This is a genomic window from Streptomyces sp. NPDC058751 (assembly GCF_042746485.1).
GTDB lineage: Bacteria > Actinomycetota > Actinomycetes > Streptomycetales > Streptomycetaceae > Streptomyces.
Map to the genome: position 1 here is coordinate 50,015 of NZ_JBHYPZ010000002.1, position 11,371 is coordinate 61,385.

The 11,371-nt window shown below is 73.4% G+C and carries 11 protein-coding genes; 5 read left to right on the forward strand and 6 right to left on the reverse strand.

Translation table 11 applies throughout. The features are described from left to right. Nucleotides 1-162: 162 nt before the first annotated feature. Nucleotides 163-1,062 (forward strand): MerR family transcriptional regulator, encoded by a 900-nt coding sequence (locus tag ACFW6B_RS02420; RefSeq protein ID WP_386591707.1) that lies wholly within the window; start codon nt 163-165, stop codon nt 1,060-1,062. A gap of 107 nt (nt 1,063-1,169) precedes the next feature. Then, nucleotides 1,170-2,444, forward strand: coding sequence for a PQQ-binding-like beta-propeller repeat protein (locus tag ACFW6B_RS02425; protein ID WP_386591437.1), 1,275 nt, complete (start codon nt 1,170-1,172; stop codon nt 2,442-2,444). A gap of 58 nt (nt 2,445-2,502) precedes the next feature. On the opposite strand, the gene ACFW6B_RS02430 is transcribed toward ACFW6B_RS02425, so the two are convergent. Continuing rightward, a complete protein-coding gene (locus ACFW6B_RS02430) occupies nt 2,503-3,060 on the reverse strand; it encodes a pyridoxamine 5'-phosphate oxidase family protein (RefSeq protein WP_386591438.1) in 558 nt (185 codons plus the stop codon). Between the two features lie 371 nt (nt 3,061-3,431). On the opposite strand from ACFW6B_RS02430, the gene ACFW6B_RS02435 reads away from it, so the two are divergent. Beyond that, nucleotides 3,432-4,271, forward strand: a complete 840-nt coding sequence (locus ACFW6B_RS02435) for a hypothetical protein (RefSeq protein WP_386591440.1) — start codon at nt 3,432-3,434, stop codon at nt 4,269-4,271. A 132-nt stretch (nt 4,272-4,403) separates the two neighbouring features. Here the strand turns inward: ACFW6B_RS02435 and ACFW6B_RS02440 are convergent, their stop codons facing one another. The 3 genes from ACFW6B_RS02440 to ACFW6B_RS02450 form a co-directional block, all read right to left on the reverse strand. After that, entirely contained in the window at nt 4,404-5,690 is a 1,287-nt protein-coding gene (locus tag ACFW6B_RS02440; protein WP_386591441.1) for an MFS transporter, read from the reverse strand. 199 nt (nt 5,691-5,889) lie between these two features. Continuing rightward, nucleotides 5,890-6,813: an RNA polymerase sigma-70 factor gene (locus tag ACFW6B_RS02445; protein WP_386591442.1), complete on the reverse strand. Its 924-nt coding sequence runs from the start codon at nt 6,811-6,813 to the stop codon at nt 5,890-5,892. A gap of 49 nt (nt 6,814-6,862) precedes the next feature. Then, nucleotides 6,863-7,336 carry a carboxymuconolactone decarboxylase family protein gene (locus tag ACFW6B_RS02450; protein WP_386591443.1) on the reverse strand — a complete coding sequence of 158 codons (474 nt, stop codon included), beginning with the start codon at nt 7,334-7,336 and terminating at the stop codon, nt 6,863-6,865. Between the two features lie 178 nt (nt 7,337-7,514). Between ACFW6B_RS02450 and ACFW6B_RS02455 the strand changes: the two genes are divergently transcribed. After that, entirely contained in the window at nt 7,515-8,015 is a 501-nt protein-coding gene (locus ACFW6B_RS02455) for a GNAT family N-acetyltransferase (RefSeq protein ID WP_386591444.1), read from the forward strand. Nucleotides 8,016-8,114: 99 nt separating this feature from the next. Here the strand turns inward: ACFW6B_RS02455 and ACFW6B_RS02460 are convergent, their stop codons facing one another. Next, nucleotides 8,115-8,720, reverse strand: coding sequence for a hypothetical protein (locus ACFW6B_RS02460; protein ID WP_386591445.1), 606 nt, complete (start codon nt 8,718-8,720; stop codon nt 8,115-8,117). A gap of 506 nt (nt 8,721-9,226) precedes the next feature. Next, the gene (locus tag ACFW6B_RS02465) at nt 9,227-9,859 is read right to left on the reverse strand and encodes a TOPRIM nucleotidyl transferase/hydrolase domain-containing protein (RefSeq protein ID WP_386591446.1); all 633 of its coding nucleotides are present in this window, start codon (nt 9,857-9,859) and stop codon (nt 9,227-9,229) included. Between the two features lie 262 nt (nt 9,860-10,121). Between ACFW6B_RS02465 and ACFW6B_RS02470 the strand changes: the two genes are divergently transcribed. After that, a complete protein-coding gene (locus tag ACFW6B_RS02470) occupies nt 10,122-11,345 on the forward strand; it encodes a PP2C family protein-serine/threonine phosphatase (protein WP_386591447.1) in 1,224 nt (407 codons plus the stop codon). Nucleotides 11,346-11,371: the final 26 nt, after the last annotated feature.

The following is an 11,371-nucleotide window of genomic DNA, read 5'->3' on the forward strand; positions in this document are numbered from 1 at the left end:
GGCACCAGGCGGGCTCCGCGCCACGCGGGCTCCGCGCCACGCGGGCTCCGCGGCTCCGTGACTCCCGGGCGCAAGCGGCGACCGGCTCGTACCGGCGCCCCGCGCTCGCCGGTACGGTGGGGACTCCGCCGAGGGAGGTCCAAGTCCGTGTCCCCCGACACCATGTGGAGCATCGGAGAGCTCGCCGAGCGCGCCGGAGTCACCGTCAAGACCGTCCGCTTCTATTCGGACCGGGGTCTGCTGCCCGAGGGCGCCCGCAGTTCCGGCGGCCACCGCCGTTACGGCCCCGAGGCGCTCGACCGGCTGCACCTGATCCGCTCGCTGCGCACCCTCGACCTGCCGGTTCCCGAGGTGGAACGGGTCCTCGACCAGGACGACACGCTGGAGGACGTCGTCGCGGGGCAGCTGCGGCAGATCGGCTCGCGGCTCACCGCCCTGCGCTGGCAGGAGGCGGCCCTCCGACTCGTCCAGGACTGTGCCCCCGAGGAGCGCGCCGCCCGACTGCGGCTGATCGGCGCGGTGTCCGTCCCGCCCAGCACCGCGCCACTGGCGCGCTTCTGGCGGCGCTGGCTGCCGCCGAGGCTCCCGGCCCGGCTCGTCTCCTCGATCGTCGAACACTCCGTTCCACAGCTCCCCGACAGCCCGACACCGGCCCAGGTGCTGGCCTTCGCCCGGCTGCACGCCTTCGTCACCGCGCCCTGTCACGGCACGGACGACTGCCGGCCCACGGCACACCAGCCCGACGGCGGCCGTCCGGCCGTGCTCTACGACGGTCTCGTCGAGGCCTACGCGCTGGCGTCGCCGCAGTTGCGTGCGAAGCGGTCACCGCGCGCGGGCGAGGCGCTCGACTGCTTCGTGTCCGCCTATGCCCGTTCCCGTGACACGCGGGACACGCCCGCCTTCCGCCGCGGACTCGGCAGGCAGCTCGCCGCGGACCCCCGTATCGACCACTACTGGAGTCTCACCGCCGAGATCACGGCCTCCCCCGAACCGACACCGGGCGCCGTCCACGACTGGCTCCGCGCCGCGCTGGACGACCAGATCGCCCGCCGGACGGGCTGAGCCGGGTTTTCCCCTGTTCTCGGCCCTTGTCCTTTCCGGAGGCGGGACGAGAAGATCACCGGGCCGACGGACCGTGGGGTCTGCCGGTTGACGGTGGGGGAGTGCGGGTGGCAGGAGAGATGCGTCTGCTGGGGGAACCGGACCCGGCGGCGGCGCGGCGCGCCAGGATGGTCCTGGTGGCCCTGCTGGTCGTTCTCGTGCTGCGCTCCTTGATCGAGTGGTACACGGAACGGGACCTGGTCACCGGCAGTCAGGGGCCGTTTCCCGCGGCGCTGGGGCCGGAGGCCCCGACCGCACCGGCGCATGTCGCGCACCGGTCCTACCACCCGGAAGCGCTCGTCCACGGACTGGCGGTCGACGTCATCTACTCCGGTGTCAAGGCCCTGAACGTGCGTACGGGCAAGGAGTACTGGCGTTACAAACGGCGCGACGACGACGCCGGCATACCGTCGGCCGAGGTGTCGGACGACACGGTGGCGGCCTGGTTCGACGACGGGCGGCTGGTGGGCATCGACCTGCGCACCGGGAACGTACGGTGGAGCACCGATTTCCCGCAGCACGGCTTCCAGAGGCTGCACATCGGCGCGGGCCAGGTCGTCGCGCAGACTCCGGGCGGGGTCGCCGCCTTCTCCGAGCACAGCGGGGACGAGCTGTGGAGGCTGGGGCAACCCCGGTCCTGTGAGGACTCCACGCCCTGGGTGGTCCACGACCTGCCGGAGCGGCTGACCGTCGTCGAGCTGAACTGCGGGAACTCGGACGAGCCGGGCGGCGTCGCGATCGGCGTCGACAACCGCACCGGCGCCGTGCTGTGGAAGCGTGCCGTCCAGCAGGAGCTCTACAAGGCCGACGACCACACCCTGGTCGCCGTCGCCCCCACGGACACCGGATGGCCGGGCGAAGCGGCCCGCGTCCAGGTGCTGGACGTCGACAGGCGGGGTGCCGAACCGCGGGCCGAATTCACCAGCGACGAATGGTTTCCCATGGGCGCACAGGACGGCGTCGTCATCTCCGACGGGGGCGCGGAACCGCCGGACAGTGCCCACGGCACCGTCCTCACGGCCTACGACACACGGGTCGGCGAGCGTGCCTGGAAGCGCCGGGCCGCGGCGGGCCGTTCCTACGGATGGGCCAGGATCGCCGACGGGCGGGTCTACGTCGTGGAGAACTCGACGGTCCTCGAAGAGGACGAGGACCGGGATCTTCAGGCCGACCTGCTCGTCCTGGACGCGCACAGCGGAAAACTGCTCCACAGGCTGCGGCTGCCGGACCTGACGGTGCCGGACGGCTTTTCCCTGACCGACCTCGCGGTCGAGGAGGTCGGCGACGGCGCCGTCCGCGTCGGGTGGCTCGAGTCGTCGGACGAGGCGTGGATCGTGACCTGAACGACCCGGGCCGGTGGTCCGGCGAGCGGACCGTCCGGCGGGCCGGCGGGCAGACCGCTCAGAACGTCCACCGCGTGTGCGTGAAGACCCCGTCGTCGCGCCCGAAGCCGTAAGCGGTGGTCGGGGATACCGCGTACATCGTCGCGTCCCCCTTCCGGAACGCGTCCCCGATCCCGTGGAAGGTGCCTTCCGGGGAGGTGATGTGCGGTCCGTACTTCGTTTCGTACGCCGTGATCACCTCTTCCAGGACGGCTGGATCGGCGACCGGTACGGCCTCGCCCTCGATCACGAGGTCGAGTCCCTCGGTGAGCGAGTTCCCGCCGGTGGTCAGCGCGCAGTGCCTGTCGTGGGCGAGGTTCCTCGCCTTCTGCTCGCCCGGGCCGGTGGAGAAGTACAGCACCCCGTCGTGCCAGGCGGCGATCACGGGCGTGACGTGCAGCCTGCCGTCGGGCCGTACGGTCGACACCCAGAAGATCTCGGCCGCCTCCACCCTCCGCCGGGCCTCGTCCCACTCGGTGGCGGTGACGTCCGCGGCTCCCGGGCGGGGACGGAGCGCCGAGCTGTAGCGGGCGTCGAGCTCGGTGGCGGGCCGCTTCGCGGGTTCCTGGGTCGGCATGGCGGAACTCCCTTCCTCGTTCTGATGACGACCGGTCGGCCGCCCCGAACTCATCGCCGCGGCACTCGTTCGCCGCGCGTTCGTGCCGTCCCGGCGACGACGAGGGGGCTGTCGCACGCGCGGCCGGAACTCCGGCGGTCGGCCGAGCGGGCGACGGCGGTGGGATGCGCCGTGGGACGGGGGAAGGCATCGATCATGCCGCCGGCCCGGCGGCGACGGTTTCCGCAGACGGCCCGGCCACGCGCCGGCCGCCGAGAACAGATGGGCGAATCGTGAGGCACAGGGCGACGCAGGCACGAACACGCAAGTCCGCACCGGCCGGCAGCCGTGCGGGGTGGGCGCGACGGCTGGCAGCGGTCACGGGAGCCCTCGTGCTCTGCGCACTGCCGGCCGGACCGGCGGGCGCGGCCCGGGAGAACGGCCCCTCACCGGCCAGACCCCCGCTGTTCGTCTCCGACTACGGCAACAACCGTGTGGTGAGACTCCCGGCGACGGGCGAGGGCCAGACGACGGTCCCCCTCGACGGTGTCGTACGTCCGACCGGTCTGGCGTGGGACACCGCCCGCGACCTCTACATCTCCGACACGGGCAACAACAGAGTGGTGAAACTGGAGGAGAAGGGAGGCGCGCAGTCCACCGTCCCCACCGTCGGCCTCTCGCGCCCGCTGGGCCTCGCCGTCGACGCCCACGACACCCTCTACGTCGCCGACAGCTTCAACGACCGCGTCGTGAAGATCCCCTCCGACGGCAGCGGGCAGACCACCGTCCCCACCACGGGGCTGCTCCACCCCTGGGGCCTGGCCCTGGGCACCGGCGGGGACCTGTACGTCTCCGATTTCGTCAACGACCGCGTGGTCAAGGTCGCCGCGGACGGCAGCGGCCAGACCACCGTCCCCACGACCGGCCTGTCCCAGCCGACCGGCCTCGCCCTGAACGCCGCCGGGGACCTCTACATCTCCGACAGCGGCAACGACCGCGTCGTGAAGGTGGCCGCGGGCAGCGGTACGCAGAGCACGGTGCCCACCACCGGACTGAACGATCCGCTGGGCCTCGCCCTGGACGGCCGCGGCGGTCTCTACGTGGCCGACGGTCTCGGCAACCGGGTCGTACGGGTCGAGGAGACCGGCGGCGGACAGGTCACGCTTCCCGTCTCCGGTCTCAGCACCCCGACCGGTCTCGCGTTCCCGCCGGCCGGCAAACGGCCCAGGTGACACGGAGCACCACGGCGGCGAGCCGCTCGTCCAGGCGCGCCGGGCCGGGCACGTTCCGGTCCGGCGCGCCGGAGGCACGGTGGGGCGGAACGGCTCCATGGCGTACGACCCCACCGGTCACGGCGCGTCCGGTCACGAAGCGTCCGGTACGGGGACGTCCACGGGCTTGAGCGGTGCGGGACCGGCGCCGGCCTCGGGCACGGATCCGCCGCGCAGCTCCGGGGTCCTCGCGCCGACCCACAGAACCGCGAACAGACAGAGGAGACCGCCGCTGACCAGGGAGGTCACCCCGGAGGTCCAGCCCGCGACGACACCACCGCGCAGGTTGCCGAGGTGGGGGCCAGCCTGGCCGACGATCTGCTCGGCCGCCGTCACCCGGCCCAGCAGGGCGTCCGGTGTGTGGGTCTGGACGATCGTGCTGCGCGAGATCACCGAGACGGCGTCACCGGCCCCGGCGAGGGCCAGCAGCACGAGCCCGGCCCACGGGTCACGCACCAGGCCGAAGGCCGCGAGCGCCACGCCCCACAGCCCCGCCCCGCAGAGCATCACCGCTCCGGGACGCCCCAGCCGCGTGATCGGCCCGGACAGCGCGGACGCGGCGACGCCGCCGACGGCGAGCACGGACAGGAACAGTCCGAGGGTGCGGGGACTGCCGCCGAAGCGTTCGGCGTTGACCAGCGGGAACAGACTCGTCGGCATCGAGAGCACGGTGGCGGCCAGATCGGTGATCAGGGCACCGCGTACCGCCCGGTGACCGGCCAGGAAGCGGAGGCCGTCCAGCACCCCGTGCAGCCCGGCCCGGGACGGTTCGCCCGCGGGCGGCAGAGCGGGCAGCCCGAACGCGCCGTAGAACGCGAGCCCGAACGACAGGGCGTCGACGAGGTAGCACGGTCCGATGCCCGCCCAGGCGAGCACGACGCCGCCGAGGGCCGGACCGGTGAGCATCATGGCCTGACCGGTGACCTGCTGGAGCGCCAGTCCGGCCGCCACCTGGTCCTTCGGCAGCAGCCTCGGCACGAACACGCCCGCCGCGGGACCCCCGACCGCCGAGCAGCAGGACTGCGCGGCGACCAGGCCGAGCACGCCCGCCACCGGGACGTGCCCGGTGAAGCCCTGCACCGCGAGCAGCAGGGAGAAGACCGCCTGACCGACGGTCGCGAACAGGAAGATCCGCCGGCGGTCGCCGCGGTCCGCCCAGGAACCGGCGAACAGTCCGAACAGCACCATCGGCAGCGCCTGCGCCAGCCCCACCGCGCCGGTCCACACCGTGCTGTGCGTCATGTCCCAGACCTGGTACATCACGGTGACCATGGTCATGAAGCTGCCGAGCACGGAGACGGTCCGGCCGATCAGCAGACGCCGGAAGGCCGGGGAGGTACGCAGCGGCCGGACGTCGATCAGGGTTCGGGACAGGCTCATGAGGGGCGGCGGGACGCGCGGGGGTCGTTCACGTCGCGCAGGCTAGCCGGTGTCCATCGGCGCGGCGAATCGTTTTGACTTCAACCGCCACCGTCCCCGCGTACGACCGTCCCCGCCGTCCCCGCGTACGACCGCCGCAGCCCCGCAGCCCCGCAGCCCCGCAGCGCGAGAGGAGCGGCCGTCGGACGGACCGACGGCGTCAGTCCGTCCGACGGCGGGCCTGCCTCACCTCGCGGTGGACGGCCCAGGCGTCGGCGACCGGGCCCAGATGGCCGAGCTTGTCCGGGTTGAGCACCGAGCGGATGGCCTGGATCCGACCGTCGAGCACATCGAGGGCCAGCGTGTGCAGGATCTTGCCGTCCGGGGCGCGGAAGACCGCGCCGGGCTGGCCGTTGACCTCGTGCGGCTCGAAGGTCACGTCGATCCGGGCCAGCACGGGGAAGACGGACGCCAGGAGCCGGGCCACCTTCTCCGCGCCGACCACGGCCCGGGCCAGGTTCGGGGCGTTGCCCCCGCCGTCCCCGACCATCTGCACGTCGGCCGCCAGCAGACTCCGCAAGGCGTCCACGTCGCCGTCCCGCAACGCGTCGAAGAAGCGCTCCGCCAGCTCCTGCCGCTCCTTGCGGTCCGCTTCGAACCGCGGCCGGCCGGCCTTCATGTGGCGGCGCGCCCGCACCAGCAACTGCCGGCACGCAGCCTCCGAACGGCCCACCGCCGTGGCGATCTCGTCGAACCCGAAGGCGAACACCTCCCGCAGCACGAACACCGACCGCTCCAGCGGGCTGAGCCGTTCCAGCAGGAGCAGGGCCGCCATCGACACGGAGTCCGCCAGCTCCGCCGAGCGCTCAGGGTCCTGGTACGGATCGCTCAGCAGCGGCTCGGGCAGCCACGGACCCGCGTACTGCTCCCGCCGTACGCGCGCCGAGCGCAGGACGTCGATCGACACCCGCGTCACCGTGGCCGACAGGAAGGCCTTGACCGAGGTGGGCGGGGTCGTGGAACGGTCGAACCGGAGCCAGGTCTCCTGCACCGCGTCCTCGGCCTCGCTCACGCTGCCCAGGATCCGGTAGGCGATCGAGAACAGCAGCGCCCGCAGCTCCTCGAACTCCTCGGCCTTGTTCACACCGGTCTCCCTTCCCGTCGATCCCGCCCTGCCCCGTCGCCGCGCTCGTTCAGTGGAACTGTCCCGGCTCGTAGTCGCCGGCCGGCTGCCGGGCGATGATGTTCAGCCGGTTCGCCGTGTTCATGAAGGAGACCAGCATGACCAGGGCCGTGAGCTGTGCCTCGTCGTAGTGCTTGACGGCGTGCGCCCACACTTCGTCGCTGACCCCCTCGGCCGCGTCCGCGACCCGGGTGCCTTCCTCCGCCAGTGCCAGCGCGGCGCGCTCGGCCTCCGTGAAGACCGTGGCCTCCCGCCAGGCCGCGACCAGGTGCAGCCGCACCGGGGTCTCGCCGGCGGCCGCGGCCTCCTTGGTGTGCATGTCGATGCAGACGGCGCATCCGTTGATCTGGCTCACCCGCAGCGACACCAGCTCCTGCGTCGCGGCGGGCAACGCCGAGTCCTTCAGCGCCTTCCCGGCCGACATCAGGTGCTTGAGGGCCTTGCCGGCGGTCGGGTCGGCGAAGTAGTTCAGGCGCGCTTCCATGGTGGGCTCCCTCTGTTCGGCGGTGGTCACGACCCCTGAGACGAGGCAGCCCGCCCCCCTGTGACACGGACGGACGTGACCCGCGCCACATCACCCCGCAGGGCACCGCACCCGGGATCGCCGGGCTCGCCCGCCGGGCGGACGACGCGGCTCCGCGGACGCGCCGTAGCCTGCCCGCATGGCACAGCTGTCGCTCACACCGATCCGCTTCACCCCGGACGAGACCGCCGAGGTGGTCGCCCTCTACGCGAGCAACCCGGAGTACTGCCGTGCCGCCGGCGAGTACGACCCCGAGCACCTTCCGGCCGACAGGATCGAGGCGGACCTGCGGGAGGAGGCGGGCACCGAGGGGTGCGAGGTCCTGCTCGCCCGCGACGAACGGGACCGGATCGTCGGCCTGCTGTGCCTGCTCGACCGCCATCCCGTCGACGGGCACCCCTGGATCGGGCTGCTGCTGGTGCGCGCGAGCCTTCACCGGCGGCGGATCGGAAGGCGTCTGGCCGGACTGACGGAAGACCGGTACCGGCGCGAGGGCAGGGACGGCGTCAGGCTCGCGGTCCTGGAGAACAACCCGGCGGCTCTGGCCTTCTGGAGTTCCCTGGGCTGGCGGGAGATCGACCGCCGCGAGGACCGCCAGTACGGCCGCCCGTGCATCGTCATGCACAAGCCACTGACCTGAGGCTCCCCGGGCACGCGTCCGCACCGCCACCGGGTGTCCGCCGACGGTCTCCTGCCCGGAGAAGGACCGACTCGTCCCCGTCCGGCCCCCGTGCCCCCGTCACGGCCGTAGGCCCGCCTGCCTGAGGGCCAGCCTGGACAGGTCCGCGATGACCTGCTGGTCTCCGCGGCGCCAGGCGTCGGCGAGGCCGCCCGGTGGGGTGGGGAGCGTGGCGAGGCGGCGCTGCGGTCCGGTCAGGGCGCGCAGGGCGAGCAGGTCGGCGCCGCCGGGAGCCTCCAGGAGCCTGCGGGTGGTGGCGCTGCGCCGGATCCAGAGCAGGCGCGGCGGAAGCCACAGCACCAGGACGAAGGCCACCGAGAGGACGATCAGGGCGATGGCGGCCAGCAGGGCCACGCGGCCCACCAGGTCCTCCAGGGACTGTCCCGCGTCGGAGAGACCGGTGGCGGCGTCGGCGGCGGACCGGAGCGGCTTCTTCAGGGTGTCCCCGACGAACGGCACTTTCGAGGCCGCGTCGCCGGCGTCGTCGAGACCGTCGGCGAGGCTGTCGCCCGCGCTCTGGGCCTCCCGCCCCGGCTCGGCCAGCAGCATGATCGCGTGGTGGACCACCAGGGCGAACTTCACCGCGGCCGCGATCAGTGCCACGGCGACCAGGTCGGCGACCACCTGCCGGACCCGGCGCGCTGGGGTCTGGGCGTAGAGGCGCATGGGCGTACTCCTGTTCCGGCGATGCCGTGGACCGACCGGCGGAGCCTCGTGGGGTACGGCGGTTCGTGCTGCCGAGGCTCGACCGGTCGTGTGCGTACGGGGGAGTGGAGAAGGGGTGCGGGGAACGGGTTTCCGCGACCGGTGAGTTGAACGGGAGGAGCGGGCCGAGGACGGGCGGGCGCTGTGCCGGAGGTCGACAGGGGCGAGGGGGCGGGCCCGGACGGGTTCCCGGGCCATCGTGACATTCCGTCAGCGCGACTTCCCGTCTTTCGCGAAGTCGTGCACGGCGTGGTGCGTGGGGCGGGTGGGGGCGCCCCGGCAGGGGCGGCGGCCCCCGGACCCGGAACGGTGCCCCGGTCGGCCGCGTCCCGCGCGGGCCAGGGCCTTCCCGGCCCCGGAGGAGGGGCGGCGACGAGCCCGGCGGCGGGGACGCGGGCCGACGGGGAGGTGGGCCGACGGGGACGCGGCCGGTTCTCCGACGCCTCCGGGCGGGCCGTGCGCAGCGGTCACACGGCGGCGAGCAGGTCCTCGAGCGGCGCGGGCACCTGGCCGGGGGAGAGAGCCCGGACGAGGACACGGCCGTAATGGATCTTGCGGCCCTTCTTCGTACCGAGGAAGCGCCTCAACTGCCGCTGCGGGGAACGGCCGTGCTGGGCCGGCTGACGGACGAAGGTCCGCAGGGCACGCAGATCGCCCTCCTCCCGGATCAGCTCCTCCACCCGGGACACGCCCAGCGCGCGGATGAGCTCGTCCTCCAGATCCGCCGCGCAGACGAAGAACTCCCGCTGCCGCGCCCCCTCTCCCTCCGGACCGTCCTGGCCCAGGGCGCGGGCGTAGTAACCCCGTTCCGCCTCGTCGCACAGTCCCGTGAGGCGCAGGCCGAGGCCCTGCGGACCGAGGAGACGGGCGTGGCGCCCCACGCTCATGGCGCCGTTCATCGCCAGGACGCAGACCCCTTCGGCCTCCAGGTCCCGGCCGCGGCTCTCGGCGAGCGCGCCGACCGCCGCGAGATCGCTCGGCCCCTCGAGCAGCACGACCGTCTTCACGGACAGCTCCGCGGCCAGCTCGCGCGCGCGATCACCGGGGCCACCGGCCACCCACGCGGTGATCGTCTCCCGGAACGCCCCCATGTCGGTCATGGGCCGAGTCTGATCCCCGCCCGTCCGGCACGGCAACGGAATTCCACCGGTGCGCCCGCCCGGGGCACGCGGGCACCGGAGGGGGACCGGCACCCGCACGGGCCGGTCCCCCTCCCCGGTGCGAGGCGGTCCACCGTCGCCGGCCGAAGCGCGGAACCATGAACGGAAGTCCTCACCACGTGCGTTGACACGAGCATGAGTATGCTCGCGGAGTTGTCCGTCATGAAGCGGCGGGGTGATGGCGGGTGTGGGGGTTCATTCGATGATGACGTCGCAGCCCGGGACCGTCGGCGTGGCTTCGCCCGAGCCGGACCGCGCCGCGGCCTGGGGGACGGAAGAGCCGTCGGTGCTGCTGGTCGAGGACGACCCCGGCGACGCGCTGCTCGTGGAGGAGATGGTCGCCGACAGCGCACTCGGCATGCGCCTGCGCTGGGTGCGCTCGATGGCCGAGGCCTGCGACGTGCTCGCGTCCGAGGTCCCCGACTGCGTGCTGCTCGACCTGCACCTCCCGGACGCGCACGGCCTTGAAGCGGTGTCGAGGGTGCGCGAGCGCGCCGAACACGTCGCCGTCGTCGTCCTCACCGGACTCGCCGAGGAGGGGACAGGTCTGGCCGCCGTGGCCGCCGGCGCACAGGACTACCTGGTCAAGGGCCGGGTCGAGCCCGAGCTGTTCGGCCGGGCGGTCCGCTACGCGATCCAGCGCAAGCAGGCCGAACGCGACGCGGCCGCGTTGCAGGCGAGCCAGATGCTGGCCCAGGAGAACGCCCGCCTGGAGCGGGGGCTGCTGCCGCGCCCGCTGCTGCGCGGGGACGGCGTCGAGGTCGTGACCCGGTACCGGCCCGGCCGCGCGCACGCGCTGCTGGGCGGGGACTTCTACGACATCGTGCAGAGCGCCGACGGCACCGTGCACGCCCTGATCGGCGACGTCTCCGGGCACGGCCCCGACGAGGCGGCCCTCGGGGTCGCGCTGCGCATAGCCTGGCGCACCCTCGTGCTCAGCGGTGTCACCGGCGCCGACCAGGTGGCCCGGCTGGAGGAGATCCTCATGGCCGAGCGGGCCAGGAACGGAGTCTTCGCCACCCTGGTCATCCTCAGCGTCGGTCCCGGCCGGCGGCGCGTCCGGATGGTGCGCGCGGGCCATCACGGCGTCCTGCTGTGCGGGACCGGCGGTGTCGAGTGGCTGGAGGTCCCCGGCGGCCCTGCGCTCGGCATCATCCCCGGCGGGGCGCGCTGGCCCGTGGAGGAACTCGCGCTCCCGGAGGGCGCGGCGATGGTGCTGTTCACCGACGGCCTCTTCGAGGGGCGCGTCGGCCGCGGAACGGAGCGGCTGGGCGAGGAGGGACTGCTGGCGATGGCCCGTGAACTGGCGGGTCTGCCGCCGGCCGCGTTCGTCGACGGACTCATCGACCGGGCCGAGGCACTGGCCGAGACACAGGGCGGCCTCGCCGACGACGTCGCCGTGCTCCACCTGCGCTGGGACCGGTGACCGTGAAGGGCGTGCGTGAGAACAGC

Excerpts from the sequence above, each read along its gene's own strand:
- ACFW6B_RS02420 (WP_386591707.1), top strand. The coding sequence starts at position 163 with ATGTGGAGCATCGGAGAGCTCGCCGAGCGCGCCGGAGTCACCGTCAAG.
- ACFW6B_RS02470 (WP_386591447.1), top strand. The coding sequence starts at position 10,122 with ATGATGACGTCGCAGCCCGGGACCGTCGGCGTGGCTTCGCCCGAGCCG.
- ACFW6B_RS02465 (WP_386591446.1), bottom strand. The coding sequence starts at position 9,859 with ATGACCGACATGGGGGCGTTCCGGGAGACGATCACCGCGTGGGTGGCC.
- ACFW6B_RS02440 (WP_386591441.1), bottom strand. The coding sequence starts at position 5,690 with ATGAGCCTGTCCCGAACCCTGATCGACGTCCGGCCGCTGCGTACCTCC.
- ACFW6B_RS02455 (WP_386591444.1), top strand. The coding sequence starts at position 7,515 with ATGGCACAGCTGTCGCTCACACCGATCCGCTTCACCCCGGACGAGACC.
- ACFW6B_RS02450 (WP_386591443.1), bottom strand. The coding sequence starts at position 7,336 with ATGGAAGCGCGCCTGAACTACTTCGCCGACCCGACCGCCGGCAAGGCC.
- ACFW6B_RS02460 (WP_386591445.1), bottom strand. The coding sequence starts at position 8,720 with ATGCGCCTCTACGCCCAGACCCCAGCGCGCCGGGTCCGGCAGGTGGTC.
- ACFW6B_RS02430 (WP_386591438.1), bottom strand. The coding sequence starts at position 3,060 with ATGCCGACCCAGGAACCCGCGAAGCGGCCCGCCACCGAGCTCGACGCC.